The sequence below is a fragment of the Oceanobacillus sojae genome, assembly GCF_900162665.1.
GTDB classification, from domain to species: domain Bacteria; phylum Bacillota; class Bacilli; order Bacillales; family Amphibacillaceae; genus Oceanobacillus; species Oceanobacillus sojae_A.
Genome location: NZ_LT727812.1, coordinates 328,645 through 355,138 on the forward strand (window position 1 = coordinate 328,645; position 26,494 = coordinate 355,138).

The 26,494-nt window shown below is 38.2% G+C and carries 24 protein-coding genes and 2 tRNA genes; 3 read left to right on the top strand and 23 right to left on the bottom strand.

Features of this window, described 5'->3' with window-relative positions; translation table 11 throughout:
• Positions 1 to 26: 26 nt before the first annotated feature.
• Positions 27 to 1,400 (bottom strand): glutamyl-tRNA reductase, encoded by a 1,374-nt coding sequence (hemA, locus tag BN1068_RS12500; protein ID WP_077603187.1) that lies wholly within the window; start codon positions 1,398 to 1,400, stop codon positions 27 to 29.
• A 469-nt stretch (positions 1,401 to 1,869) separates the two neighbouring features.
• Here hemA and BN1068_RS12505 point away from each other — a divergent pair, with 469 nt between their 5' ends.
• Positions 1,870 to 2,349: a LiaI-LiaF-like domain-containing protein gene (locus tag BN1068_RS12505; RefSeq protein ID WP_077603188.1), complete on the top strand. Its 480-nt coding sequence runs from the start codon at positions 1,870 to 1,872 to the stop codon at positions 2,347 to 2,349.
• Between the two features lie 55 nt (positions 2,350 to 2,404).
• On the opposite strand, the gene yihA is transcribed toward BN1068_RS12505, so the two are convergent.
• From yihA to BN1068_RS12570, 14 genes are all read right to left on the bottom strand, one after another.
• Positions 2,405 to 2,986 carry a ribosome biogenesis GTP-binding protein YihA/YsxC gene (yihA, locus tag BN1068_RS12510; RefSeq protein WP_077603189.1) on the bottom strand — a complete coding sequence of 194 codons (582 nt, stop codon included), beginning with the start codon at positions 2,984 to 2,986 and terminating at the stop codon, positions 2,405 to 2,407.
• 1 nt (position 2,987) lies between these two features.
• Complete coding sequence (gene lon / locus BN1068_RS12515; protein WP_077603190.1) at positions 2,988 to 5,312, bottom strand: endopeptidase La; 2,325 nt, start codon at positions 5,310 to 5,312, stop codon at positions 2,988 to 2,990.
• Between the two features lie 225 nt (positions 5,313 to 5,537).
• On the bottom strand, positions 5,538 to 6,815 hold the full coding sequence (clpX, locus tag BN1068_RS12520; protein ID WP_077603191.1) for an ATP-dependent protease ATP-binding subunit ClpX: 1,278 nt from the start codon (positions 6,813 to 6,815) through the stop codon (positions 5,538 to 5,540).
• Between the two features lie 470 nt (positions 6,816 to 7,285).
• Positions 7,286 to 8,572, bottom strand: a complete 1,287-nt coding sequence (gene tig, locus BN1068_RS12525) for a trigger factor (RefSeq protein WP_077603192.1) — start codon at positions 8,570 to 8,572, stop codon at positions 7,286 to 7,288.
• Between the two features lie 119 nt (positions 8,573 to 8,691).
• Positions 8,692 to 9,666, bottom strand: coding sequence for a tetratricopeptide repeat protein (locus BN1068_RS12530; protein WP_077603193.1), 975 nt, complete (start codon positions 9,664 to 9,666; stop codon positions 8,692 to 8,694).
• A gap of 547 nt (positions 9,667 to 10,213) precedes the next feature.
• A tRNA-Arg gene (locus BN1068_RS12535) sits at positions 10,214 to 10,287 on the bottom strand.
• 4 nt (positions 10,288 to 10,291) lie between these two features.
• A tRNA-Gly gene (locus tag BN1068_RS12540) sits at positions 10,292 to 10,365 on the bottom strand.
• Between the two features lie 237 nt (positions 10,366 to 10,602).
• Positions 10,603 to 11,112 (bottom strand): metallophosphoesterase, encoded by a 510-nt coding sequence (locus tag BN1068_RS12545; protein ID WP_077603194.1) that lies wholly within the window; start codon positions 11,110 to 11,112, stop codon positions 10,603 to 10,605.
• A 24-nt stretch (positions 11,113 to 11,136) separates the two neighbouring features.
• Positions 11,137 to 11,730, bottom strand: a complete 594-nt coding sequence (locus BN1068_RS12550) for an XTP/dITP diphosphatase (protein WP_077603195.1) — start codon at positions 11,728 to 11,730, stop codon at positions 11,137 to 11,139.
• 21 nt (positions 11,731 to 11,751) lie between these two features.
• Positions 11,752 to 12,498 (bottom strand): ribonuclease PH, encoded by a 747-nt coding sequence (rph, locus tag BN1068_RS12555; RefSeq protein ID WP_077603196.1) that lies wholly within the window; start codon positions 12,496 to 12,498, stop codon positions 11,752 to 11,754.
• 183 nt (positions 12,499 to 12,681) lie between these two features.
• Positions 12,682 to 13,740, bottom strand: a complete 1,059-nt coding sequence (locus BN1068_RS12560) for a GerMN domain-containing protein (RefSeq protein ID WP_077603197.1) — start codon at positions 13,738 to 13,740, stop codon at positions 12,682 to 12,684.
• 755 nt (positions 13,741 to 14,495) lie between these two features.
• On the bottom strand, positions 14,496 to 14,663 hold the full coding sequence (locus BN1068_RS23650) for a hypothetical protein (RefSeq protein ID WP_175637143.1): 168 nt from the start codon (positions 14,661 to 14,663) through the stop codon (positions 14,496 to 14,498).
• 340 nt (positions 14,664 to 15,003) lie between these two features.
• Positions 15,004 to 15,819 carry a glutamate racemase gene (gene racE / locus BN1068_RS12565; protein WP_077603198.1) on the bottom strand — a complete coding sequence of 272 codons (816 nt, stop codon included), beginning with the start codon at positions 15,817 to 15,819 and terminating at the stop codon, positions 15,004 to 15,006.
• Between the two features lie 24 nt (positions 15,820 to 15,843).
• Positions 15,844 to 16,260 (bottom strand): MarR family winged helix-turn-helix transcriptional regulator, encoded by a 417-nt coding sequence (locus BN1068_RS12570; protein ID WP_186813517.1) that lies wholly within the window; start codon positions 16,258 to 16,260, stop codon positions 15,844 to 15,846.
• 496 nt (positions 16,261 to 16,756) lie between these two features.
• Between BN1068_RS12570 and BN1068_RS12575 the strand changes: the two genes are divergently transcribed.
• Positions 16,757 to 16,981, top strand: coding sequence for a helix-turn-helix domain-containing protein (locus BN1068_RS12575; RefSeq protein WP_040981732.1), 225 nt, complete (start codon positions 16,757 to 16,759; stop codon positions 16,979 to 16,981).
• A gap of 346 nt (positions 16,982 to 17,327) precedes the next feature.
• Here BN1068_RS12575 and BN1068_RS12580 read toward each other — a convergent pair whose 3' ends face one another.
• The 4 genes from BN1068_RS12580 to BN1068_RS12595 form a co-directional block, all read right to left on the bottom strand.
• A complete protein-coding gene (locus BN1068_RS12580; RefSeq protein ID WP_077603200.1) occupies positions 17,328 to 17,768 on the bottom strand; it encodes an acyl-CoA thioesterase in 441 nt (146 codons plus the stop codon).
• A 105-nt stretch (positions 17,769 to 17,873) separates the two neighbouring features.
• Positions 17,874 to 18,638 carry a succinate dehydrogenase iron-sulfur subunit gene (sdhB, locus tag BN1068_RS12585; RefSeq protein WP_077603201.1) on the bottom strand — a complete coding sequence of 255 codons (765 nt, stop codon included), beginning with the start codon at positions 18,636 to 18,638 and terminating at the stop codon, positions 17,874 to 17,876.
• 15 nt (positions 18,639 to 18,653) lie between these two features.
• Positions 18,654 to 20,405, bottom strand: a complete 1,752-nt coding sequence (sdhA, locus tag BN1068_RS12590) for a succinate dehydrogenase flavoprotein subunit (protein WP_077603202.1) — start codon at positions 20,403 to 20,405, stop codon at positions 18,654 to 18,656.
• A gap of 34 nt (positions 20,406 to 20,439) precedes the next feature.
• Positions 20,440 to 21,060: a succinate dehydrogenase cytochrome b558 subunit gene (locus BN1068_RS12595; protein ID WP_077603203.1), complete on the bottom strand. Its 621-nt coding sequence runs from the start codon at positions 21,058 to 21,060 to the stop codon at positions 20,440 to 20,442.
• Positions 21,061 to 21,548: 488 nt separating this feature from the next.
• Between BN1068_RS12595 and BN1068_RS12600 the strand changes: the two genes are divergently transcribed.
• Positions 21,549 to 21,992 carry a DUF2507 domain-containing protein gene (locus tag BN1068_RS12600; protein ID WP_254846768.1) on the top strand — a complete coding sequence of 148 codons (444 nt, stop codon included), beginning with the start codon at positions 21,549 to 21,551 and terminating at the stop codon, positions 21,990 to 21,992.
• 83 nt (positions 21,993 to 22,075) lie between these two features.
• On the opposite strand, the gene uvrC is transcribed toward BN1068_RS12600, so the two are convergent.
• The 4 genes from uvrC to BN1068_RS12620 all read right to left on the bottom strand — a co-directional run bounded on the left by uvrC (position 22,076) and on the right by BN1068_RS12620 (position 26,477).
• On the bottom strand, positions 22,076 to 23,884 hold the full coding sequence (gene uvrC / locus BN1068_RS12605) for an excinuclease ABC subunit UvrC (protein ID WP_077603205.1): 1,809 nt from the start codon (positions 23,882 to 23,884) through the stop codon (positions 22,076 to 22,078).
• Between the two features lie 141 nt (positions 23,885 to 24,025).
• Complete coding sequence (trxA, locus tag BN1068_RS12610) at positions 24,026 to 24,340, bottom strand: thioredoxin (RefSeq protein WP_077603206.1); 315 nt, start codon at positions 24,338 to 24,340, stop codon at positions 24,026 to 24,028.
• Between the two features lie 197 nt (positions 24,341 to 24,537).
• Complete coding sequence (locus tag BN1068_RS12615) at positions 24,538 to 25,512, bottom strand: electron transfer flavoprotein subunit alpha/FixB family protein (protein ID WP_077603207.1); 975 nt, start codon at positions 25,510 to 25,512, stop codon at positions 24,538 to 24,540.
• A gap of 191 nt (positions 25,513 to 25,703) precedes the next feature.
• Entirely contained in the window at positions 25,704 to 26,477 is a 774-nt protein-coding gene (locus tag BN1068_RS12620; protein ID WP_077603208.1) for an electron transfer flavoprotein subunit beta/FixA family protein, read from the bottom strand.
• Positions 26,478 to 26,494: the final 17 nt, after the last annotated feature.

Consider the following 26,494-nt stretch of genomic DNA (forward strand, 5'->3'; position numbering starts at 1 on the left):
AATGATTGTAGGCAGTTTCTGCCCAATTAAGCAGTAGGCACCCGTTCAACTACTGGAAAAGAGGCAATATCCTCTTGAGTAAATTTGGTTAGTGTATCATTTTTTTTCACTTGTTTCTCAAGTTCCTCTTTTACTTCATTCTCTATTCCAAAAATATCAACAAATAAATGTAAGGCCTCATTAGCCTGTTCTGTACCAGCCAGCTCTTTTGCTTGTGTAATCGGCTCTTTCAGCAGCTGATTAATAATACTTTTTGTATGCTTATTAAGCACTTTCTTCTCACGCTCGGTTAAGCTTGGAATTTTTCGTTCAATACTTTTCATTGTCTCAGACTGGATAGATAATGCTTTTTGTCTAAGTGCAGATATTACTGGTATAACACCAAGTGTTTTCATCCATTCTTTAAATTGAACTATTTCTTCTTCAAGAGATAATTCGATTTGCTCCGCCGCTGCTTTCCTGGACTCCAGATGATCATCTACTATATCCTGCAGGTGATCGATGTCATATAAAGCAACATCTTCCATCCCGGCAACCTCCGGATCAATATCCCTTGGAACAGCAATATCAACTAAAAATAATGGATTATCCCGGCGTTTCTGTTGTACTTTTTCAATATCTGCTTTTGATAAAACGACAGACTCTGATCCGGTAGAACTGATTAATATATCAGCAGATTCCAGAACAGAGGATAGTTCATCCATTACTGCTGCATTGCCCTGAAATTTTTCTGCCATCAGCAGCGCTTTTTCCTTCGTCCGGTTAATGACAGTGATTTCTTTTACACCGGCACCCTGAATATTTTTCGCTGCTAACTCACCCATTTTTCCTGCTCCCAGAATAGCAACATGCTTTTCACTCAAGTCTCCGAATTTATCCTTTGCTAATTCAACAGCAGCATAACTGATCGATACAGCATGTTCTCCAATACCGGTCTCTTTATGCATTCGTTTACCGAATGTGATGGCTTGTTTGAACAACTCATTAAAAATAGTACCTGTTGTATTTGCCAGCTGTCCTTTTGAAAAGGCCAGTTTCAGCTGGCCCAGAATCTGGGTTTCTCCAAGAACCATGGAATCAAGACCGGTCGTCACCCGGAACAGATGCTCAATCGCTCCATCATCCTCTGTAATATGCAGATAGGTTGAGAATGTTTCTTTTTCCTCTCCGAACCAGTCTGCTAAAAATTGCTTAATATAATATCTTCCAGTATGAAGCTGATCTACAACTGCATACACTTCCGTCCGATTACATGTTGAAACAATTACATCTTCAAGAATACTTTTCTGATCCTTTAATGCAATCATTGCTTCTGTTAATTTTTCTTCATTAAACGTGAACTTTTCCCTAATTTCTACAGGGGTTGTTTTGTAATTAAAACCAACCTTTAAAATATGCACAGTACTACCCCCACTATGATAAAATGATTCATACTTTTTACTATTATTATCTAATAATCATTATAACATGTAATGAAATGCTTTTCGTGCTAAAATGTGAACAGAATCTGAAACAATTTTTTATGTATGTAAGTTAATGATATGTACGATAACACGATTCATTCCAAATAAAAAAACGTCCGTTACAACAACTCATTCCGACTGTAATGTAACATAACTGACCTTTTATAGCAAGGGACACGCTTTATTTACGGGCTGGTTAATTAGAATTTTTATAGAGTACAGCTAAGCAAGTAAGAAAATCACTTGGGCTTTAAAACAATGGTGTTCTTGCCAAGGAGATGTCTGTTCCAGGAAGCGCAGTGTATCTCCGGGGCCCTAAGATTACTCATCCCATGAAACCCGTTGGAGCGGCTATCTTCAGCATTTTTTATATTTTCTTATTCTTGGACAAAGGAGGAACTTCTTAATGAAAAAAAAGCATTCACTGCTTGCATATTTATGTATTGGAGTTGGTATTTTTCTTCTGCTCCGTGAACTTCGGATTCCGTTTTTTGTAGACTTTTATTCATGGCAATCCTTATTAATCGTAATTGGTCTTGGTGTTATTATTCACAGTTATACAACCAGAACATATCAGAATTTATTTATAGGTACATTATTATTCGGGGTCGGAATTCATCTGCATGGAATAAAGCATTATTCTTTTTGGGTAGATGATTGGTCTGTTTATTTAATTATTATTGGACTTGCCTTCATCATCCGTTATACGAAAACGAAAAAAGGTTTTTTTGCAGGTGTTTTCTTTATCCTGGCAGGTTTGCTGTTTCTTTTTGCTGAACAGCTTTCCATTTACACAAGCTGGCTCGAACCCATTATTTTATTATTAGAGCGTTTTTGGCCGGTTCTGCTTATACTTTTAGGTATTATTATGCTGAAACGTAAATAAAGGATACGGCCAGAAGCTTTTGCTTCTGATAACCGTATCCTTTATTTTTACCCATTCACATAAAAGATCTGATGGCATTCCAAACGTCTTCTTTGCCTTCTGAGGTTTCTGCTGAAAACGGAATAAAAATATCTTCCGGATCCATTTCAAGAACTTTTTTGGAACGTTTAATATGCTTATATCGTTTTGTTTTTGGAATTTTATCCAGCTTTGTTCCAATTACGATAACAGGGAGCTCGAAATATTTCAGATAATCATACATCTGAATATCATCTTCTGTCGGCTCGTGGCGCAAGTCTGTAATAAGAATAACAGCCTGGAGTGTTTCTCTGTTTTTAAAATATTCTTCCATCATGCCGCCCCATTTTGCGCGTTCCTTCTTGGATACCTGCGCATACCCATAGCCCGGAACATCTACAAAATAAATGGACTCATTAATCAGATAGAAATTTAAAGTTTGTGTTTTACCAGGTTTGGAAGAAGTCCTTGCTAAATTTTTTCGGTTAATTAGCCGGTTAATTAAAGAAGACTTCCCAACATTAGATCGCCCTGCAAGTGCAAATTCCGGATACCGGGCTTCAGGGTATTGCTTTTCACTGACAGCACTGATAACGATCTCTGCTTGATTAACCTTCATATTATTCTTCCTCCTTCACCAATGCAATTTCTAATACTTCATCTAAGTGCTTTACTGGTATAAACTCCAGTCCTTCACGGACACTTTCGGGAATATTTTCTATATCCTTTTCATTATCCTCGGGTAAAATAATCGTTCTAAGCCCGGCTCTATGCGCACTTAATGCTTTTTCTTTTAACCCTCCAATAGGCAAGACCCGCCCCCGAAGTGTAATTTCCCCAGTCATTCCTACCTCTCTTCGGATAGCACGTCCAGTCAGCGAGGATACAAGTGCTGTTGCAATCGTAATCCCTGCGGAAGGCCCGTCTTTCGGTGTCGCTCCGGCAGGAACATGGATATGAATATCATATTTTTCATAGAAATCCGAATCAATGTTCAACTGTTCTGCACGGGACCTTACATAGCTGAAAGCAGCCTGAGCTGATTCCTGCATGACGCCTCCAAGTTTACCTGTAAGTTTCAGGTTTCCTTTTCCCGGGTAATGTGTCACTTCAATCGATAAAATATCTCCGCCGGCTGTTGTATAAGCAAGACCCGTTGCAGCACCGATTTGATTTTCTTCTTCAATCAATCCATATCGATACACTGGCTTACCTAAATATTCTTCAACAATACGATCGGTCACAATAATTCGATCCTTACTTTCGTCAGAGACGAGTTCTTTTGCTGCTTTACGGCATAGCGTCGCAAGCTGTCTTTCCAGACCGCGGACACCGGCTTCTCTGGTATATCTGCGGATTAATTTCATGATAGCAGACTCACGAATTTGAATTTTACTCTTTGTCAGTCCGTTTTCTTTAATTTGTTTCGGCAGTAGATGGCGTTTTGCGATATGCAGCTTTTCAACCTCTGTATAGCCTGGAATAGATATTAATTCCATCCGGTCCAGCAACGGTTCTGGAATACTGTTTATATTATTCGCTGTCGCAATAAACAACACATTGGATAAGTCATAGGTTTCCTCAATATAGTGATCGCTGAAGTTATGATTTTGCTCCGGGTCCAAAACCTCCAGCATTGCCGAAGAAGGATCTCCCCGAAAATCATTGGACATTTTCTCGATTTCATCTAATAAAAACACCGGGTTGACTGTTCCTGCCCGTCGCATCCCCTGCAAAATTCTTCCGGGCATTGCTCCAATATAAGTCCGGCGATGGCCGCGTATTTCCGCTTCATCCCGAACTCCACCTAAAGAAATGCGAACAAAATTCCGGTCAATGGCATTAGCGATTGATTTTGCTAAGGATGTTTTCCCGACTCCGGGCGGTCCAACTAAACAAAGAATAGGCCCTTTTATTGTATTAGTAAGCTTTTGAACCGCCAGATATTCTAAAATTCGTTCCTTCACTTTTTCTAAGCCATAGTGGTCTGCATTTAGTACTTTTTCGGCCTTTTTCATTTGAATATTATCTTTTGTTTTCGTTTGCCATGGAAGAGCAACAAGCCATTCAATATAATTTCGAATCACAGAGCTTTCCGCGGATGACTGTGGTACCCTTTCATACCGGCCGAGCTCTTTCAATGCAACACTGGTAATGTTTTCAGGCATATCAGATTGCTCAATTTTTGTGCGGAGCTGCTCCAAATCACCGGATTTACCATCACGGTCTCCAAGTTCTTTCTGGATAACCTTTAATTGTTCTCTTAAATAGTATTCTTTCTGGGTCTTTTCCATCGATGTTTTAATCTTCTGTCCGATTCTCTTCTCAATGGATAAAATTTTTCTTTCATCTGCAATAATATCTAAGAGTTTATGTATTCTCTCCATCACATCAAAAGCTTCTAATATCTCCTGCTTGTCATTCAGCTTCAGAGAAAGATGTGAAGTAATCATATCTGCTAAACGGCCGGGATTATCAATATCGCCGACAGTTTCAAATGTTTCTTCTGTTAATTTACGGGAAACTTTTATGTATTGCTGGAATTGCTCAAGTAAAGTACGCATCAAAGCTTCTGATTCAAACGCATTTCCTACAATATCTTCCTTTTCCTCTACCTCTACGATAAAGTTTTCTTCTTCCTCCAGGTAACGAACAATTTCTGCCCGATAAAATCCTTCCACAAGCACCCTCTGTGTTCCATTTGGAAGCTTCGTAATTTGTTTAATCTTTGCAACAGTTCCAACATTGTATATATCTGCAGAATGAGGATCATCTGAATTCATTTTCTTTTGTGAAGCTAAAAATATGTACTGATCAGCCAACATTGCCTGTTCTAAAGAAGCAATAGACTTATCTCTGCCAACATCAAGGTGCAATACCATTGATGGAAATACGATTAACCCTCGTAAAGGCAGCAGCGGCATCTTCAAATAGTTTGCTGTCATACATTCACCCCCTATGTTCTTTTATTTTTCTTTGTAAGGCTCTTTCTCAGTGTAAAAAAAAATTACCTAAATGTAAACACTGTTATACTTTCTTTTAGTATAAACAGTTATACAAGTATCTATGATTATTACATTAATTTAAGTATAAGAAAAGCTTTTTACTATAAGAAAGAGTAAAAATGCAGATTCTGCTTAGAATCTGCATTTTCATTCACTCATTTATGCTTATGCACTTTCCTTTGGGAATTTCTCATTTCCTTCCTGGATCGTTCCGTCACGGAAAATAAGTTTCGGACTGCCATCTTCCTGAATAACAGTATCCTTTGTAATCACGCATCTTTCTACGTCTTCTCTTGAAGGAAGATCAAACATAACATCTACAATGATTCCTTCAATGATGGAACGCAATCCACGTGCTCCTGTTTTCCGTTCAATAGCCTTCTTCGCAATCTCTTCCAGTGCTTCCTGCTCGAACTCAAGCTCAACATTATCAATTTCAAATAGCTTTTGATACTGCTTGACCAAGGCGTTCTTCGGTTTAGTCAGGATTTCAATTAGTGCATCCTCATCCAACGGAGTAAGGCTGCCGATTACCGGTATACGGCCGATAAACTCTGGAATAAGCCCATAGCGCAATAAATCCTCCGGAAGTACTTTAGACAACAGCTGGGCTGTATCTAACTCTTCCTTCTCTTCATTAGCACCGAAACCGATAACCTTTTTACCAATACGACGTTTTATTACTTGATCAATGCCATCAAATGCACCGCCGACAATAAATAAAATATTTGTTGTATCGATTTGAATAAATTCCTGATGTGGATGTTTTCTTCCACCTTGAGGAGGTACACTTGCTACTGTTCCTTCAAGAATTTTTAAAAGGGCCTGCTGTACACCTTCCCCAGAAACATCTCTGGTAATAGAAGGGTTTTCAGACTTCCTGGCTACCTTATCAATTTCGTCAATATAGATAATTCCTTTTTCTGCTTTTTCTACATCATAGTCTGCGGATTGAATCAGCTTAAGAAGAATATTTTCTACATCTTCCCCTACGTATCCAGCTTCTGTTAATGATGTTGCATCTGCCATCGCAAAAGGTACATTAATAATTCTTGCTAATGTTTGAGCCAGTAATGTTTTACCACTGCCAGTCGGTCCAATCATTGCAATATTACTTTTAGAAATTTCTACATCGCCGCTATTCATACCTGAGTTAACGCGTTTGTAGTGATTATATACTGCAACAGAAAGGTTTCTTTTGGCCTTATCCTGTCCAATTACATAATCATCAAGCGTGTCACAGATTTCTTTCGGCTTTGGAATTTCATTCATTTCCATGCCTTCTTCTGTCCCAAGCTCTTCCTCTACAATTTCTGTGCACAGTTCAATACATTCATCACATATATAAACGCCAGGACCAGCTACTAATTTTCGCACCTGCTCTTGACTTTTGCCACAAAAAGAACATTTTAATTGTCCTTTTTCTTCATTGAATTTAAACATTTCTTTTCGCCGCCTTCCTCAACAATCTCCAAGACTTTCTCATCACTTATATAATCGCCTGACCAGCTGCTAACTTTTGAACTTCTTATTCATTCTACCCACAAAAAGAGCAATTTAGGCTATCGTTTCTTATCTTTCGGCTTAACTAATTCGATTCCCTCTGCATGTGCTGTTACAGATTAGCAGTCAGCTTTATAATTTATCATATCAGATACATATAGAAATACAAAACAATATACTTTTTGTATTGGCTATAAGCAATTGTATGATAAGTCTGTCATTCCAGTATGCCTCAATTCTTTTAAATGTCAACTATTTGCAATTCCATTTGTATAGTATGCTTTTTCAAGCAGGAAAAATGCAGTTTTGACAAAAAAATTGTTTTTTCGACTGCGCCCTAATTAACAGGAAAGACAAGGCACGTATTCAGGCGCACCTTGTCTTTTGTATCCTCTTTTTTTATTTAACACTTATTTTGTTTTGCTGTTTTCAGCTAAGAAATCAATTGCAGCACGCATTTTCAAATCATTTTCGAGCGTTTCTGTTGAACCGCCAAGCATTTGAACAAGCTGCTCTTTTTCAACTCCATACATAGAACCCATTTTTTCAAGTTCCGCATCAATATCTTCTTCAGTAGCTTGAAGATCTTCTGCTTCTGCGATTGCTTCTAAAGTAAGATTTGTTTTAACGCGTTTTTCAGCATCAGCACGCATTTGCTCTTTTAGTGCATCCTCGTCCTGTCCTGAAAATTGGCTGTACATTTCTAAAGTCATCCCTTGCATTTGAAGCTGCTGTTCAAATTCACGAACCATTTGGTTTACTTCTGTATCTACCATAGCTTCAGGAATTTCTACTTCAATGTTATCTGAAGCCTGTTGAAGCAGCTCTTCACGTTTCTCATTTTCAGCCTGCTGTTTTTTGTTTGTTTCCAGCTCTTCACGTTTTTTTGCTTTTAATTCATCAAGTGTTTCTACATCTTCATCTACATCTTTTGCAAATTCATCATCAAGCTCAGGCAATTCTTTTGCTTTTACTTCATGAATTTTCACTTTAAATACTGCTTCTTGACCAGCTAGGTCTTCTGCATGGTATTCTTCAGGGAAAGTCACTTTTACTTCTGTTTCATCGCCTGCTTTTTTACCGATTAATTGCTCTTCAAATCCAGGGATAAATTGCCCGGAACCGATTTCCAATGAATGGTTTTCACCTTGTCCGCCTTCAAAAGCTTCTCCATCTTTGAATCCTTCAAAGTCGATTACTGCTGTGTCACCGTCTACGATTTCGCTGTCTTCTTTCACAACTAATTCCGCTTGACGTTCACGAAGATTTTCAATTTCCTGCTCAACATCTTCATCTGTTACTTCTACAGATTTTTCTTCTACTTCTAATCCTTTGTATTCACCAAGTTTTACTTCCGGTTTCACTTCTACTTCAGCAGTGAATACAAGCGGCTGTCCTTTTTCAATTTGGTCAATATCAATAGATGGTTGTGCAATCGGGAAAATCTCAGCTTCATCAACTGCTTTAGAATAAGCACCTGGCAGTACAATATCTACTGCATCTTGATATAGAGATTCTACGCCAAAGCGTTTTTCAAAAATACCGCGGGGAATTTTCCCTTTACGGAATCCCGGAACCTGTACATCCTTTGATACTTTTTTAAATGCTTGATCTAACGCCTGATCAAATTCCTCAGTCGTCACTTCAAACGTTAATACACCTTTATTGCCTTCTTGTTTTTCCCATTTTGTTGTCATTATTATTCCCTCCAAAATCAAATCTATCATTGCATTTCATTATTCATTTGATCAATAGTTTTTTCCTAATTTACAACCACCTCATTATAACATATATCTTATGTGTTTCAAGCATTTTACTACTCTTCAATAATACTTAAATAAAGGGAATTGCAAATTTTTATAGATTCTGCCCATGATTGAGCAGATGAATCCAGGTCTTCCAGCTTTATATCCATCTGTAAATAGTCATTCCCAAGCGCATAAACCGCCTCTGCAATAGAAACCGTATCGTTTTCTGCAGGTATGAATGGGTAGGTCACATAAAAGTAGCGATATAGGAGCTGCTGAAGTAAATGTAATAAAGTAGGGTTATCTCCCGTACGATTTTCCAGTTCTCTCATTATGACTATGTAGCTGTTCTCCTTAGAGATTTGGTTCAGATTAGATGGCTGAACCATCATCTTAGTATCAAACTTATGTATATGAACCGATTTCTCTATACCAGCTTCTCTGAACCATTCTAATAATGCCGTTTTTATTACAGGATGGACTTGCTGATTTTCAAGCAGCTGAATAATATCCTCTTTTGGATCTGCATGTATTCGCCGCAGCTGTTCAATAAGATTCCATTGCTTCAGATAATCTTTCCCGATTACAGCTTCCTTCACTTCTTCTATAAAACCCGTGGCGTTATCTTCATCCATTCCCATTTTCATATTCTTGCTCATCTCGTACATCTGTCGAAAAGGCTCTTCAAGCATATCAGGGATCATATTATGTTCAAACTCAATCTCCAGCAGATTCAGCAAATGCTGATACTGGCTTGTTTGAAAAAGGATTGTTAAGTAAATATGGAAATAATGATAATAATGTGCATCCTTATTAGCCAGTAACTCTTCACTGAGCCGTTCAGCTTCCTTATAATTTCCCAATTCCATCAGACACATTAATTTACCAATATATATTTCATGACTTCCTTCATGGTATTCAATGAGACAATTTAATTTCTCTAAAGCTTCTTTATATTTCTTTTTCTTTAAAGCATGTAATCCCTCTTCTTCCAGTTGTTTCTTCGTATTTGGAAATAATATCACCTTTGTACTGTCTTTCATTTGTTCACCTCTATTCTGGATTACCAAAAATAATCATCAAATTTGTTATTCCCTTATACGTCATAATTTAAACTGTTTATTAAGATTATATAAGTTGAAATAGGAATGTTAACTTTCAGCACCCGTTTCGAAAAATGTATCACACTTTTTTGTGAGCTCTTCATGCACTCTCTCTGAAAACAGTACAGGATTTGCGATTATTTGTTTCCCCGAAAGCAGCTGCCAGTTCCTGATCACGGAATAAAAGATTTACGTGGGTAAGATGCAAAACAGATTCAATATGCTAACTCATAAATTCATTTATATCGCATCCTAATACAATGTTACCTTCAAAAAGCCAAAGGGTCTATATTAATTTAAAAATAACATATAAAACGATATTTCCTTCAATAAAAGCTGCTGCTCTTCTTTCATACAGATGAAATAATCGCTTTTTGCTTGATCAAAAGCTCATTTAAGTGTTTCAAGTGGTTTATTTGGCAATTTAGATATTAAAAAACGCTCAATCCCTTATATATGAAGAGTTTGAGCGTTTTTATCTTATTTACGTCCCAGGCAGGATTCGAACCTGCGACCCACAGCTTAGAAGGCTGTTGCTCTATCCAGCTGAGCTACTGGGACATTATGGAGCGGGTGAAGGGAATCGAACCCTCATCATCAGCTTGGAAGGCTGAGGTTTTACCACTAAACTACACCCGCAACTACTGCATTTCTTACGTTTCTTATGTACACCGTTTTTAACGGACAAGTAATATTATATGTGGGATAGAAGTTTTTGTCAACAGATTTTTAAATATTATTTTCATCCCTTATAATATAGCTTCAAAACCCTTTATACAAAAGGAAAAAACACGATTGACAGCATTGAGTGAAAGAAGAAAAGCAGTTCATATCTTATTTTTCCGCAGAAGAATAAACTGCTTTTCTTATCCTCTCCTATAAAGAAGTCCGGTAAGTCATATCTTTTACCTTGCCATCTTTTAAAGTGTAAAAGTCGACTTGAACGTGATCCGTATTTTCCCAGCTTAGAATAGCATATGTTTTTTCAATACGATTCCTGGGCATACGGATGCTGCCTGGGTTGATAAATAATTGATTACCGATTTTTTCAGCACCGGTAATATGTGTATGCCCAAAGCATACAACATTTGCTTCATGCTCTTCCGCTGCATAAGACAAGTTTGTTAAACTTCCTTTTACCTGATGGAGGTGACCATGAGTTATAAAGAAACGAATTCCATTTAAGTCCAATACTTCCTCATCTGGATAACGCGAATCAAAATCACAATTTCCGGTAACTTTATAAAAAGAACTTAACTCTGCTGCATCAAAATCCAGCTCTGAATCCCCGCAATGGATATATAAGTCCACAGCATGTTTTTCCGCCATTTCTTCCAGTTCTTTTGTCAGTCCATGACTGTCACTTGTAATTAGGACGTTTGTCATCGTACCCCTCCTTAAAATAAATATTTATAGCAAATGTATTCTGTTTTCCAATTGCTTCATCGCCTGTTTCCGGTGGCTTATTTGATTTTTTTCAGCTGGCTCAAGCTCAGCCATTGTCTCTGTATAACCTTCTGGTACAAAAATGGGGTCATAGCCAAAGCCGTTTTCTCCACCTTGCTCCGTTTTAATCTGTCCTTCGCAATAGCCTGTTACAAATATCGTTTCCTCGCCGGGACGGGCAATTGCCAAAACGCAAACAAAGCGGGCACTGCGATCTTCTATAGGTATCTCTTTCATTTCTTTCAGAACTTTATCAATATTTGCTTGATCATTTGTCGGCTCCCCCGCATATCGCGCAGAATAAATGCCTGGTCTTCCCTCTAAACCATCGATAATCAGCCCCGAATCATCTGCAAGCACCGGCTGTTGAAAACGGCTGGAAATCTCTTCTGCTTTTAAAGCTGCATTTTCTACGAAGCTTTCTCCTGTTTCTTCAATATCGGGAACTTCCTCATCTAAATCAAGCAGGGAAACAACCTCAATTTCATGAGGAGCAAAAAAAGTCTTGAATTCTTTTACCTTCCCTTTATTTTTAGTCGCAATAATAATCTTCTTCATGGTGTACATCCCCCAATGAAATTAGTCTTGATTTACTAAATCTGCAATAGAGCCAAGGATTTCTTTCTGCTGATTGATTAATTCGTGGATACCTTGTTCACCCAAGGCCAGCATTGCTTGTAATTGCTGTACGCTAAAAGTAGCTTCTTCTCCTGTTCCCTGAAGCTCTACAAATTCGCCTTGTCCGGTCATGACAATATTCATATCAACATCTGCTGTACTGTCTTCCTGATAATTCAAATCGAGCACTTCTTGTCCATCAGGCAATACGCCTACGGAAATAGCTGCAAGGAAATCTGTTACAGGAAGTCCTTTTAGTACTTTCTTTTCTACAAGCTGATGAAGAGCAATGACCATAGCTACATATGCACCAGTGATAGAGGCCGTTCTGGTACCTCCATCCGCTTGAATAACATCACAATCGATCCAAATTGTCCGTTCGCCAATTTTTGAAAGATCGACAACAGAACGTAATGCTCGTCCAATCAGACGTTGAATCTCCATCGTTCTTCCGCTTACTTTCCCTTTTGAAGACTCACGGATATTCCGTTGTTCTGTAGCACGAGGCAGCATTGCATATTCTGCTGTAATCCACCCTTTCCCCTGACCTCTCATAAATGGCGGTACTCTATCTTCAATACTTGCATTACAAATAACTTTTGTTTGACCCATTTCAATTAATACAGAGCCTTCCGGATGCGTAATATAACCCGGTGTTATTTGAATGGACCGCAGCTCATTTTGTTTTCTATTATCATGTCTTCCCATTTGTCTTCCTCCTTATTTCACATTACATAGCTTATCATATTTTCTAAAAAAGAAACATGAGAAAGGTGCAAAGCACAGTGAAAAATCAATATTATAACAGGAATTTGAAAGCAAAGAAAAAAGGAGCATCTAAAGAGTGGTTAAACACACTCTCCAGATGCTCTATATTATATTTTCACACTATTATAATTCTTCACTCGGGGTAAATAATTGTGCAGATACCGGTTCAGAATACGGCTCTCCATTTTCATTGAATACTTCATCCACATTTTCAACCTGGACATTTACTGCATCTACATTCGGCTGTGCTGTCAAGGTTCTCACTATTGTCTCCATGACTTCATCAGAGATTACATGCTGCTCCTGATCCATCAGGATTCCTTCATTGAAAATCAAATTAGCTACCCCTTCTTCTACAACCGGTTCTGCGGCTAAAGCTGCTTCCGGATTAAATACATTGAGAACATTATTTTGATAGCCCGGCCCCTCTATCAGCTCATTAACAATACCCGCTAAATCATTTTCATCATCCATCTTTACATATTGTGTTACAGGAACATAATAACGGTTGTTTTCTTTTTCTACTGGGTAAAACATGGTAACAGGATTGCTGCTGAAATAATCTAATGTATCATTGTTCATCAGATTAATTCCATTTGCCCGTGTGTATCCATTATTGAGCGGTGTACCATTAACAGGCATTTCTGCTAAGTCCTCTCCTTCTACCCGGAGCTTGACTTTTTGAACATTATCAAATTGCGTTAAGGTATACGTAACAGCTTCTATAATTGGAAGCTCAGAGGATGCCTCATATTCCGAAAACTCTCCGGATAAATCAACAACAATCGTTCCATCCTCCTGAAGATCAAGGCCGAGTACTTCTGTATCTTCCGGAAGTACGGCCTGGAAGCCGTTCGGCAGCATTGGTGTTACCGGGCCTCCTTTAACCAGATATTCAATGACCTGCTGTGCTACTTGATTTGTTTCGGGAACTGGAAGTTCAACAGTCTGAGAAGCAACCATCCCATTCGAATCAATTAAATACAGCTCTCTTGAAACAGTATCCTCCGCTTCATCAGGGGTAGCTGCAGCATCTTCCCCATCCGCTGTTTCTTCACCATTTACTGCTTCTGCATTTTGTGGAGGATCTACCTCTTTTGATGACTGCTCTCCATTAAAGCATCCTGCCAGCAAGACTAATATTCCAAAAGCTCCTATTAATTGGATTAACTTTTTACTCATGCAACTACCTCCCAAGATGGTTTGTACTATTATTTATACGAGCCCACCTTTAGAAATAGACCATGAATTCGATAGTTTCTAAAATGAAACTTGGTTTAAAAGGTTTCCTTTTGGGCCTTTTGAATCTTAGTTTGCGTTTCCATTTTATTTCGTATTCTTTCCATCTAAGGAACAAAAGCGCAGAGCGCCTGCTTAAAAACGTAGAGATTGGAGCGGCGCAACTGAGATAAAGGAAACATGCCCCTTTAGGGGTATGCCGACGTTAGGCTTCAGCCTGTTTTTAGTCGGCCTTCCTTTACTTTAAACCGATGTTGACTTATCGTAGGGCGCTCACGTGTTAGCTCCTAGTTTTTGGCGCTCGGAGCTGGATGCGGCTGTTTTTCTATAAATAGTTATCCACAAGGCAATAATTCTATAATTTCCTCGACAGCAAGAAAATAGAGAGGCTGATAAATGGATCACCTCTCTATTTCCAATCTCTAAATGAGATAGATAAATTAAAAGAGGATATGCTTATTCTGGCTTTCATTAATTCAAGGCTTTTAAATACAAAAAACCACTACCGCTTCAGGTACGGTTGGAGAATACAGCGAATCTATTCTGGACCTGTTGAATGGATACTTCATGCGCTCCTAAAATCCCATAGATTGTCTTTTGTTCGTTCTGTTCTAACGCTTGCAAAATTTTTTATTCATAATAAAAGCAGCCGGAGCAGATACTGTAAAAACGGACAGCACTGCTCCAGCCTCCTCTATTTAATCAATTACTCTGTGATTTTCATCTACCTGCAGCTTTTCCGTCTTTTCCACAGCGGCAACAAACCCGTCACCATGACAAACAGTACATGTATAGTGCCACTGTTCATCATCCATTAATAGGCCAGTCCCGTCACAAGCTTTACAGGCGTGTTTCTGTGAACCCATAGCTGACTTCCTTTCTATTGTTTTTCTTTAAGAGGATAATCAAAAAGTCCAGCAAAAATGAGGCATCAAATCCGTCTTGAACTTTTTGGTCCTTTTATTAGCTATTTTGAACTCGCATTTTAATCCAATTTATAATCCCGCCGGCCAGCAGAATGTCAAGATGCCGCTTCGTCAANGACGTGAAATCTCCTAGTTTTTGGCGCTCGGAGCTGGATGCGGCTGTTTTTTTATAAATAGTTATCCACAAGGCAATAATTCTATAATTTACTAGACAGTAAAAAAAGCACCTGTACAATGCAGAGAAAATAAACTTTTCCGCCATTGTACGGGTGCTCTATCCTTAAATATTTTTTAAATCAGCATGCTTAATCGTAAGAACTTCAAAATTACTATCCTTAAATATTTTTTCTGTAATTTCGATAAAAATATCCAAATCCCCTGTAGCATAAAATTGATGGGGAGGCATGTGGTCATCATGGTTTGCAATTTGATGAATATCCAATGTTGTGCTCGTTTCTCTAGCGGTCTCTTCGCTTGAAGAAATAACAATAATCTTCTTACCGACAACCTCCCGGATAGTATCCTTTAACAAAGGATAATGCGTACAGCCCAAAATCAGTGTATCCATCTGATCATGCTCTAAAATTGGTGCTAAGGCAGTTTCTACTACTTGTTTGGCTTCCGGTCCATCTAGCACACCTTTTTCCACCATCGGTACAAATGACGGGCAGGCTAAAGAAATAACCTCAATATCGGACTTAATTTTACGGAGTGCATAACTATATGCACCGCTCCGGACCGTTCCTTCAGTTCCAATAATCCCGATATAGTTATTCTCAGTTGACTTAATTGCAGCCCTCGCACCGGGCTTGATAACACCAATAACAGGGATATCCAATTCTTTTTGCAGGTCTTTTATTGCAAATGCCGTAGCTGTGTTACAGGCAATTACAAGCATTTTTATATTTTTTTTCAATAAAAAACGGACCATTTCCCAAGTAAATTGCTTTACTTCTTCTGCTGTTCTTGGTCCATATGGACATCTCGCTGTATCTCCTAAGTAAATAAGCGGTTCTTTCGGAAGCTGTCTCATTAATTCATGAACGACAGTTAACCCGCCCACTCCAGAATCAATTACACCAATTGGCTGTTTCAAAATTCTCTCACCCTTTTTCCTTCTCTACTTTTCATTCACCTGTTTCATCTCATCATGCAGGAAGCTTAATAATTCATTTAAGGTTTCTTTCTGCTCATCGGAGAATTGAGATAAAACATCCCGCAAGTATTCTTGCCGTTTTTGGATTACTTCTTCAATAATATGCTTTCCTTTTTCCAAAAGGTGAATTCGCACAACACGGCGATCATTTGTATCGCGAACACGTTCAACCAGTTCATTTTTCTCTAGTCGATCTACTAAGTCCGTGGTCGTACTAAACGCATGACTAATACGGTTAGATAATTCACCGACTGTCAGATCTCCTTCTTCCAGCAGCCATTGCAAAGCAATAAACTGCGGGGAAGTAATCGGATAATGATGTAAAATTTTTCGGCCGTTTTGTTTAATCATACCAGAAATATATCTTAATTTTTTCTCCATTTTATTAACTGCTTCTACTTCTTGGTTTTTTTCCAATCTGGTACCCCCTAAATTTAAAAATCCACTAAAATTTTTAACATTAATTTATATAGCGATTGTTATGAGGCATTTAACATATGCTTGTAATCCATAGTAAACTAAAAAACAGTTCTTGAAAACTTTTTTAGGGAAAAGCCTTCAAATGTCATTGCGTTCTGGACCATATTCAAAAAGTATCACAGGCAAATTCAATCCTGATAAAATCTAAAGGATCTCGTTTTCTGATAAACAGAAATGCAAGCTCACGAATTTTTCACATGATACAGTGATTTGTATGTCCATCATACTCTGCAGGTGCTTTTAGCAGATATCCTCTTCCAAATATGTTATTCCCGCCAGAATTTTTGAATGTCCTTTTCAAAATGTACGCACTCTTTTGTTTCAGCCTTCATAAGCTATATCGACTAAATAAATTCCCTTCATGATGCAGTTCTATAAAGCAAGGAGGGGGTAACATTTGAAGGATAATGGGTATAAACCGAAGCAGCTACTGACCAAACGCGAGAAAGAAGTGTTTGAACTATTGGTACAAGATAAAACAACAAAAGAGATTGCCCAAGAGCTATTCATCTCAGAAAAAACTGTGAGGAACCACATTTCGAACGCGATGCAAAAACTAGGGGTAAAAGGCCGTTCACAGGCTGTTGTTGAATTGCTTCGTATGGGTGAATTAAAGCTGTAATCAAACGAAAAAAAGTAAGCGATAAACAGGGTATTGTTCGAGATCAAAAGTACATTTATTTCCTTTTTTATTTAACTTTTATTTTGAACTCCATACAATGCCTACGTTTATTGCTGGAATTTCGCAGCATCTGCGCTTACCATTCAAACGTATTCTTTATCATCATTCCTTACAGGAAAAACGTAAACTGTATGAAGGCGCTATTTAAGTCTGAGCTTCGGAAAGGTAAGCTCAGACTTTTTATTTTCTTATTCGGTATTCTGACACTGTTATCCATCAGAATCTACATGCTATAACGCACGATATTTATTTCTTTGTTAATATATAGGACAATCAGTCCCTACCGTTATTTAGCAAGTAATTTTTGCTTCATTTCATCTGATAATTTCTTTGGAGCTTTCTTCTGAGTATCAATATAAACCAGCCTGCCCCTCGCTGTCAGAACAACTTCCTCTTCCTTTACCACTTTATAATGAATATCAAAAGAGGTAGTGCCTACAGATGCTGTTTTAACATACACTTGAATATTGTCTCCAAAATAAAGCTCCTTCAGGTAATTACACTGTAAATCAGCGACAATGACTCCATCTTTCTGCCGCATATCCTTTGATAAGAATCCTAAACGATTTAAATAGGCAATGCGTGCTTCTTCAAAATAAATAAACGGAGAAACATTATTTACATGGCCATACATATCTGTTTCAGAAAACCGGACAGATATTGGAACATAAAAAGAAAAATCCTGCTCCCAGGCTGTAAAATCTTCAATATAAGAAATACGGCTCATACATAATTACCTCTCTTGTACATATTTTATACACATTATCTATTTAAGAAAAACCCTGACCAGAATGGTTAGGGTTTTTCTATTGCGCTTAATCATAATCTTTTATTAAAGTGCTGTGTCACTTCCAAAGAAGTTTTTGAAAGCCTGGATATTTGTAGCGCGGTTCATTGCCGCGATAGAAGTCGTCAACGGAATACCTTTTGGACAAACCTGTACACAGTTTTGAGAGTTTCCACAGCCGTCAATTCCTCCATCTTCCATTAAACCGTTTAAACGCTCGCTGGCATTCATTTCTCCAGTTGGATGAGCGTTAAATAAACGCGCCTGCGAAATAGCAGCAGGACCAATGAAATTCGAACTGTCATTTACATTCGGACAAGCTTCCAGGCAAACACCGCATGTCATACATTTAGATAATTCATATGCCCATTGACGTTTGTTCTCCGGCATTCTTGGTCCTGGACCTAAATCGTATGTTCCATCAATTGGAATCCATGCTTTCACCTGTTTTAACGCATCAAACATGCGTTCACGGTCCACGATAAGATCACGGACAATCGGAAATGTAGACATCGGCTCTAAACGGATTGGCTGCTCCAGCTGATCAACCAATGCTGCACATGACTGTCTTGCAGTTCCATTAATAACCATTGAGCAGGCGCCACAAACCTCCTCCAAACAGTTCATATCCCACATGACCGGGGTAGTTTGCTCTCCTTTACTATTTACAGGATTTTTTCGGATTTCCATTAAAGCAGAAATAACATTCATATTCTGTCTGTAAGGAACCTCAAATGTTTCCTCATAAGGAGCAGCATCCGGGCCGTCTTGTCTAGTTATGATAAAGGTAACTTTACTTTGTTCAGCCATTTCATTTACTCCTTTCTAATGTTTGGTTGTATAATCACGTTTTCGAGGCGGAATTAGAGAAACATCCACTTCTTCATAACTGAATACAGGCTCATTATTTTTAGCATCGTATTCGGCTATAGTGGTTCTTAACCAGTCCTCATCATTACGCTCTGGGAATTCAGGTTTATAATGGGCACCGCGGCTTTCATTACGATTATATGCACCAATTGTAATGACACGTGCTAATTGAAGCATATGTTTTAATTGACGGGTAAACATAACTCCCTGATTACTCCAGCGGGATGTATCATTAATATTAATATTTTCCCAGCGTTCCATTAATTCGACAATTTTCTTATCTGTTTGCAACAGTTTTTCATTTTCACGAACAACCGTTACATTATCTGTCATCCACTCTCCAAGCTCTTTGTGGATTTGATATGCATTCTCCGTTCCCTGCATATTCATAAGCTTATCAAAATCTTTTTGCTCTGCTTCTTCGCGGGATTGATAGAGTTCATCTGAAAGTTCTTCCACATGTTCATCCAAACCGTCAATATATTCAATAGCATTAGGTCCGGCCACCATGCCGCCATAGATTGCAGATAACAGAGAATTCGCACCTAAACGGTTTCCGCCATGCTGAGAATAGTCACACTCACCAGCAGCAAAAATTCCGGGGATGCTTGTCATTTGTTTTTCATCAACCCATAAGCCACCCATAGAATAGTGAACAGCAGGGAAAATTTTCATTGGAACCTTACGAGGGTCCTCACCGACAAATTTCTCGTAAATCTCAATAATACCTCCAAGCTTAATATCCAGCTCCTTAGCATCTTTATGAGATAAATCCAGATAAACCATATTTTCTCCATTGATACCCAGTTTTTGATTTACACAGACATCAAAAATTTCACGGGTCGCGATATCCCTTGGAACAAGATTTCCATAGGCAGGATATTTCTCCTCTAAGAAGTACCAAGGCTCTCCGTCTTTATAAGTCCAGACACGACCGCCTTCACCACGTGCTGATTCACTCATTAACCGGAGTTTATCGTCACCAGGAATGGCAGTCGGATGAATTTGAATAAATTCTCCATTTGCATATTTTGCACCCTGCAGATAGAGCTTACTTGCTGCAGATCCTGTGTTAATCATAGAGTTGGTAGATTTACCGAAGATGATTCCAGGTCCTCCTGTAGCAAAGATGGTTGCATCTGAACGAAATGCTTTAATTTCATGTGTTTTTACATTTTGAGCCACAATTCCTTTACCTACACCGTTCTCGTCAATAACTGCTTCAAGGAATTCCCAGCTTTCAAATTTAGTTACAAGTCCTTCCACTTCATAACGGCGGACCTGCTCATCCAAGGCATATAATAATTGCTGTCCTGTCGTCGCTCCTGCATATGCAGTACGGTGCATCTGAGTACCGCCAAAACGTCGGAAATCTAATAATCCTTCCGGCGTACGGTTGAACATAACTCCCATACGGTCAAACATATGTATAATACCCGGTGCAGCATCACACATTGCTTTTACCTGCGGCTGATTGGCTAGAAAATCACCGCCATAAACTGTATCGTCAAAATGCAAATATGGTGAATCTCCCTCACCTTTTGTATTAACAGCTCCATTGATACCGCCTTGTGCACATACAGAGTGAGAGCGTTTTACAGGAACAATAGAAAACAAGTCTACACTGACGCCTGCTTCGGCAGCTTTAATAGTAGCCATTAAACCGGCTAAACCGCCGCCGACAACAGCAACTTTTCGATTACTCATTCGTTAGCTCACTCCTTCTTTCATTTCATTATCATTAAACGCCATATGCAAATGTGATTAATGATCTTACCCCTAAATAGCTGACTACTAAGAATACGATCAGACAAAAATACGTTGAAACACGCTGTGATTTTGGTGTTTGTGTGATTCCCCAGGTTACCAGGAAACTCCATAACCCATTAGCAAAATGGAACACCGCTGAAATTACCCCTAAAAGATAGAATATAAACATCGGTGTACTCGATAGGATGCCTTCCATCAGACTATAGTCTACATCTGCATGTCCCAGACCGACTTGTACGCGCGTTTCCCAGATATGCCATGCAATAAAAATCACAAGATAAATCCCGGTAAAACGCTGTAATGCGAACATCCAGTTACGGAAGAATCCATAGCGGCGTGTGCTGTATCTAGATGTAAATACGATATACACCCCGAGAACCGCATGGAATAAGATTGGTAGATAGATTACAAGTGTCTCTATCACCAATACAAATGGTAATCCAGCCATAAATCCAGCTGCCTTATTAAACTCTTCTTCTCCGTACACAGCAAAATGATTGACAAATAAATGTTGTACTAAGAAAATACCAATCGGTACAACTCCCAGTAACGAATGTAGTCTTCTAAAGAAGAACTCACGTTGCTCTGCCATGTTTACCCCCCTTTAAAACGTATTGCCTTAAAATATGTAGACTACAAAAAATAAAGCGCTTTTACAACAATGTAAAAATATATTCTTTATAGTACATTCAATAACATATATATTGTACTTCTTACAAGGTAAAGCGTCAAGAATTCCCAACCACCTTCTTAAAGAAAGCAATGCACTATAAATCGAAATAATTTTAATGCCGGGAAAACTGTCAGGATATTATCTCTGCTTAAATAAAAATGCTATTTTTCACACAGGAATGCAATCAAAGATCCCCGATTCTCAGAAAAAGATTTAGAAAAATCGCAGGTAATGTTATTATAATAGAGATAATTAACTTCGCTTGTGTCCGCGAGTGATAATAGTCTTTCAAACATCCTGTGAAAATATTAAAAAATTAGTAGCAATACTTGCTAATTAATAGATGACAATAGATAATAACCTTAGACATTTAACATGAACGCGACGTGTAGGAAAGGATGAAAGTGGTGTCAAAGTACGACGGTAATCAAAAATTAGATGTAAATGAATTAGAGCAATTATATAGCGATGGGGCGGGATATGATATTTTACGCTATATTGGCTTGCCAGAATTATTTGGGGAAGAAAAAGATACACTGCTTTATTTTTTAGGAAGAAATTTAGCACGGAAATTCGAATTTAGCAGTCTTGAAGATTTAAGTTTATTTTTTGAAAAAATGGGCCTGGGCTCACTGGATCTCGCAAAAGACAAGAAGAAAGTAAAAACATTTTACCTTTTGTCGGATGCTATTGTAACTAAATTAAATTCAAATATTGAAACTGATTTTCGATTAGAAGCCGGAATCATAGCAGAAGTAATCCAGCAGTTAGAAGGTGTGGATTGTGAATGTCTTGAATCTGTACATCACCGCCTGAAGCAAATTGAATTTACAGTTTATATACAAGATTGACAGCTTTTTTAAATTTATCTGGAAAGCTGCGTCTGTTCAGCCACCAACCAAATTATTTTGCTGTAAAAAAACGATCGCGAAATTTATTCCATTTCACGATCGTTTTTTTCTTTGTCCTGTTCTTTTAAATGCCCGATAATTTCTGTTGCAATATTTTTTGGTATACCAATTTTTCGCATTTCCTCTAAAGACGCATTCTTTATTTCTTCTATTGATTTAAAATGTGTTAACAGAAGAACACGCCGTTTTTCACCAACCCCTGGAATACGATCAAGCTCTGATTGAAACAATCCTTTCCCCCGTAATTGTCTGTGGAAAGTAATTGCAAAACGGTGTACCTCATCCTGTATTCGCTGTACTAAATAAAAAGCCTGTGACTGACGTTGTAAAGGAATGATTTCTGGCGGATTACCATATAATAATTCACTTGTTTTATGCCGGTCATCCTTAGCAAGACCAGCAAGCGGAATACTTAAACCAAGCTCATTCTCTAATACATCTGTTGCCGCTGACATCTGCCCTTTACCGCCATCCACAATAATCAAATCGGGTAAAGGAAGCTCTTCACGAAGTACTCTTGAATAACGGCGCCGTATAACTTCACGCATTGTATCATAGTCATCCGGACCTTTAACATCCCTGATTTTGTACTTCCGGTATTCCTTTTTATTTGGTTTTCCGTCCTCGAAAACAATCATTGCTGACACTGGGTCTGACCCCTGAATATTAGAATTATCAAACGCTTCAATTCGATGCGGAATCTCAATATTTAAGTATTTGCCTAAATCCTCTACCGCTTGAAATGTTCTTTCTTCATCACGCTCAATTAATTGGAATTTTTCATTCAAAGCAATTTTTGCATTTTCACAAGCTAATTCTACCATTTCTTTTTTGCGTCCGCGAAGTGGTGTGTGAACATTGATTTCAAGCAATTTTTCCAGTATTTCATCGTCGATGCCGATAGGAACAAGTACCTGCTTAGGTTTCAAATGGTTTTCATGTAAGTAAAATCGTGCGATAAAACTGATTATCGTTTCTGCTGCATCATCGTAAAACGGAAATACACTGACATCGCGTTCAATCAATTTTCCTTGCCGGATAAAAAAGACCTGTACACACATCCAGCCTTTATCATAACTGTATCCAAAAACATCTCTGTTTACCAGATCGTTCGCAGTCATTTTTTGCTGCTCCATGGTCGCATCAATGTATTGAATTGTATCTCTGAGTTCTTTTGCTCTTTCAAAATTTAACACTTCACTGGCTTCCGTCATTTCTTTTGTCAAACGGTTACGAATATCTTTAAACCCGCCATGTAAAAAAGAAGTTATTTCTTGAACGATTTCTTGATAAACCTCTTTAGAAGGCGGATTTTTGCCACAGGCTAAGCATTGGCCCATATGATAATAAAGACACGGTCTCCCTGGAGGATTATTACATTTCCTAAGCGGATATATCCGGTCAAGAAGCTTTTTTGTTTCTCTTGCTGCTATAACGTTCGGATAAGGACCAAAATATTTTCCCTTGTCTTTTTTCAGCTGCCTTGTGATAATTAATCGCGGGTGCCGCTCAGATGTAATTTTTAAATATGGATATGATTTATCATCCTTCAGCATCACATTATATTTAGGATCATATTTTTTTATTAAATTCATTTCTAAAATGAGAGCTTCTATCTCTGAGGATGTTACCATATATTCAAAATCGGCAATCTCTTGTACTAAACGCTGTGTTTTCCGGTCATTTGCTCCACGAAAATAGGAGCGTACACGATTTCTGAGTTTTTTAGATTTCCCTACATAAATAATTGTTCCATGCCTGTCCTTCATCAGATAACAGCCGGGCTGCATTGGAAGAATAGACAGTTTTTTTTCAATTGCTTCATTATTCATATATTACCAGCCCTTTTTACATCAGAAAATCCCTTCTCATCTGCTTGATGACAAAGGGATTCTCTTTTTTCTAATAAATAACAAAAGATTTTGCTCTGCCATCATATTTTATTATGACAGCAAAACAAAAACTTTACTATATTAGGCATGTTTATTAATGATATCAGTTAATGCCTCTTTAGGTTGAAAACCAATAACCTGGTCTACAACTTCACCATCTTTAAATAAAAGAAGTGTCGGGATACTCATTACACCAAATTTTCCTGCTGTTTCCTGGTTTTCATCAACATCTAATTTGACGATTTGTACTTTTTCTTCCATTTCTCCATCAATTTCTTCTAATACAGGAGCAATCATTTTACAAGGCCCGCACCATGGTGCCCAAAAATCAACAAGAACAAGACCTTCTGCTGTCTCTTCTGTAAAGTTTTGATCCGTTACATTTTTAATTGTCATTATTTTTACCTCCTTAAAACAACATACAGCTTATAATAAGCTTAGTATGAGTATATCACCGTATAAGTATACTTCCTAATAGTTTGCTCGATGAATCTATAATGAGCTTTAAAAGGCCTGTGGCACGTTACTTTTCACAGACCTTTTCCATTCTTGAACTGAGTTACCGATATCCGGCTATATATTTTAGTTCGGATTTATGCTTTTACTTTTTTAATTTCTTCAATAAGCAGCGGAATTACTTCAAATAAATCGCCTACAATTCCATAATCAGCAACATTAAAGATGTTTGACTCAGGGTCTTTGTTAATAGCAACAATCACTTTTGAGTTAGACATTCCTGCTAAATGCTGAATCGCACCGGAAATACCTACAGCAATATATAAATCAGGCGTTACTACTTTTCCAGTCTGCCCAATTTGCAGCGCATAGTCACAATAGTCTGCATCACAAGCTCCGCGGGAAGCACCCACAGCACCGCCTAATACGTCCGCAAGCTCATAAAGCGGCTTAAAACCTTCTGCACTTTTTACGCCCCGTCCGCCTGCTACAATTACGTCGGCTTCTGAAAGATCCACACCTTCAGAGGCTTTACGCACAACTTCTTTAACAATCGTACGTAAATCTTTAATATCTACATCCTTGGCTGTTACATCACCGGACCTTGATGCATCCTTTTCAAGTGCAGGTATATTATTTGGCCGAATAGTTACAAATGTGAAATCATCTTCAAATGCTTTCTTTTCAAATGCCTTCCCGGAATAAATAGGGCGGATATAAACAGTTTCTCCTCCATCATTTTCAATATCTACAACATCCGAGATAAGCCCGGCTGATAAACGGCTCGCAATTTTTGGTGTTAAATCCTTTCCTATTGAAGTGTGTCCCATAACAATTCCGTTTGGAGATAACTCATCAATAATCTCCAACACCGCCTGTCCATATCCTTCTGACGTATAGTTTTTCAAATTGTCATGTGTTACCGTTATCACACTGTCAGCTCCATAAGCAATAAATTCTTCTCCTGCATTTGCCAAATCATTGTCACTGAGCAAAACCCCTACGATTTCAGCATCAGCATTAATTTGTCTCGCTGCTGCAATTGCCTCGAAGGAAACATTTCTTATATCATTGTCTCTTACCTCACCAATTACTAGTAACTTGTCACTCATTGTTATTATCCCCTTTCACTATCAGCTGCATTAAATTATGTGTTCAAAAAGTTCGATGAAAAGGACCAAGAAGTTCAAGGCGACGGGCTTTTTCCAAACGGAGCGTATGTTTTTAAATACGTGAGTATTGGAAAAAATCGTCAACGTAGAAATTCGCAGTGTCATTTTTATTGGACTTTTTGAACATCCTGTTAAAGTACTTTTTTGTCATTTTTCAACAAGGACACAAGCTCCCTCACCTGCTCCTCTATCTCTCCCTCTAACACCTTACCGGCTTCTTTTTCCGGCGGCAGATAAATATCAATTGTTTTTGTTTTTGCTTCCACATCATCTTCATCCAGATCTAAGTCATCGATTTCTAATTCCTCAAGCGGTTTTTTCTTTGCTTTCATAATTCCCGGTAAGGATGGATAGCGCGGATCATTTAAACCTTGCTGACAAGTAACTAATAAAGGCAGGCTTGTTTCAATAACCTCCACATCCCCTTCGACATCCTTTTCAATCGATACGTCAGCTCCATCTATGGACAGGCTGGTTATAGTTGTTACATAAGGTATACCAATCAGCTCTGCAAGCCTTGGACCAACCTGACCGCTTGCCTCATCAATGGCAACATTTCCAGCTAAAATTAAATCGGCATCTTTATCTTTAAAATAAGCCTCTAAAATTTTTGCGGTAGTAAATTGATCTCCCTCTTCTAAATCTTCTTCTGTATTAATAAGAACGGCTTTATCTGCTCCCATTGCAAGTGCTGTCCGGAGCTGTTTTTCAGAATCCTCATCACCAATAGTGACAACAGTTATTTCGCCGCCATGTGTATCTCTTTGTACGATTGCTTCTTCAATTGCATATTCATCATAAGGATTAATGATAAATTCTGCACCATCATCTTCAATTCTGCCGCCTTGAACAGCAATTTTTTCTTCTGTATCAAATGTTTTCTTCAATAATACATAAATATTCATTCTTTTTTCCTCCTAAC

What these genes read in the sequence shown, in the direction of transcription:
- BN1068_RS12505 (WP_077603188.1), top strand. Translation starts at nt 1,870, where the DNA reads ATGAAAAAAAAGCATTCACTGCTTGCATATTTATGTATTGGAGTTGGT.
- yihA (WP_077603189.1), bottom strand. Translation starts at nt 2,986, where the DNA reads ATGAAGGTTAATCAAGCAGAGATCGTTATCAGTGCTGTCAGTGAAAAG.
- lon (WP_077603190.1), bottom strand. Translation starts at nt 5,312, where the DNA reads ATGACAGCAAACTATTTGAAGATGCCGCTGCTGCCTTTACGAGGGTTA.
- clpX (WP_077603191.1), bottom strand. Translation starts at nt 6,815, where the DNA reads ATGTTTAAATTCAATGAAGAAAAAGGACAATTAAAATGTTCTTTTTGT.
- tig (WP_077603192.1), bottom strand. Translation starts at nt 8,572, where the DNA reads ATGACAACAAAATGGGAAAAACAAGAAGGCAATAAAGGTGTATTAACG.
- BN1068_RS12530 (WP_077603193.1), bottom strand. Translation starts at nt 9,666, where the DNA reads ATGAAAGACAGTACAAAGGTGATATTATTTCCAAATACGAAGAAACAA.
- BN1068_RS12545 (WP_077603194.1), bottom strand. Translation starts at nt 11,112, where the DNA reads ATGACAAACGTCCTAATTACAAGTGACAGTCATGGACTGACAAAAGAA.
- BN1068_RS12550 (WP_077603195.1), bottom strand. Translation starts at nt 11,730, where the DNA reads ATGAAGAAGATTATTATTGCGACTAAAAATAAAGGGAAGGTAAAAGAA.
- rph (WP_077603196.1), bottom strand. Translation starts at nt 12,498, where the DNA reads ATGGGAAGACATGATAATAGAAAACAAAATGAGCTGCGGTCCATTCAA.
- BN1068_RS12560 (WP_077603197.1), bottom strand. Translation starts at nt 13,740, where the DNA reads ATGAGTAAAAAGTTAATCCAATTAATAGGAGCTTTTGGAATATTAGTC.
- BN1068_RS23650 (WP_175637143.1), bottom strand. Translation starts at nt 14,663, where the DNA reads ATGGGTTCACAGAAACACGCCTGTAAAGCTTGTGACGGGACTGGCCTA.
- BN1068_RS12570 (WP_186813517.1), bottom strand. Translation starts at nt 16,260, where the DNA reads ATGGAGAAAAAATTAAGATATATTTCTGGTATGATTAAACAAAACGGC.
- BN1068_RS12580 (WP_077603200.1), bottom strand. Translation starts at nt 17,768, where the DNA reads ATGAGCCGTATTTCTTATATTGAAGATTTTACAGCCTGGGAGCAGGAT.
- sdhB (WP_077603201.1), bottom strand. Translation starts at nt 18,638, where the DNA reads ATGGCTGAACAAAGTAAAGTTACCTTTATCATAACTAGACAAGACGGC.
- sdhA (WP_077603202.1), bottom strand. Translation starts at nt 20,405, where the DNA reads ATGAGTAATCGAAAAGTTGCTGTTGTCGGCGGCGGTTTAGCCGGTTTA.
- BN1068_RS12595 (WP_077603203.1), bottom strand. Translation starts at nt 21,060, where the DNA reads ATGGCAGAGCAACGTGAGTTCTTCTTTAGAAGACTACATTCGTTACTG.
- uvrC (WP_077603205.1), bottom strand. Translation starts at nt 23,884, where the DNA reads ATGAATAATGAAGCAATTGAAAAAAAACTGTCTATTCTTCCAATGCAG.
- trxA (WP_077603206.1), bottom strand. Translation starts at nt 24,340, where the DNA reads ATGACAATTAAAAATGTAACGGATCAAAACTTTACAGAAGAGACAGCA.
- BN1068_RS12615 (WP_077603207.1), bottom strand. Translation starts at nt 25,512, where the DNA reads ATGAGTGACAAGTTACTAGTAATTGGTGAGGTAAGAGACAATGATATA.
- BN1068_RS12620 (WP_077603208.1), bottom strand. Translation starts at nt 26,477, where the DNA reads ATGAATATTTATGTATTATTGAAGAAAACATTTGATACAGAAGAAAAA.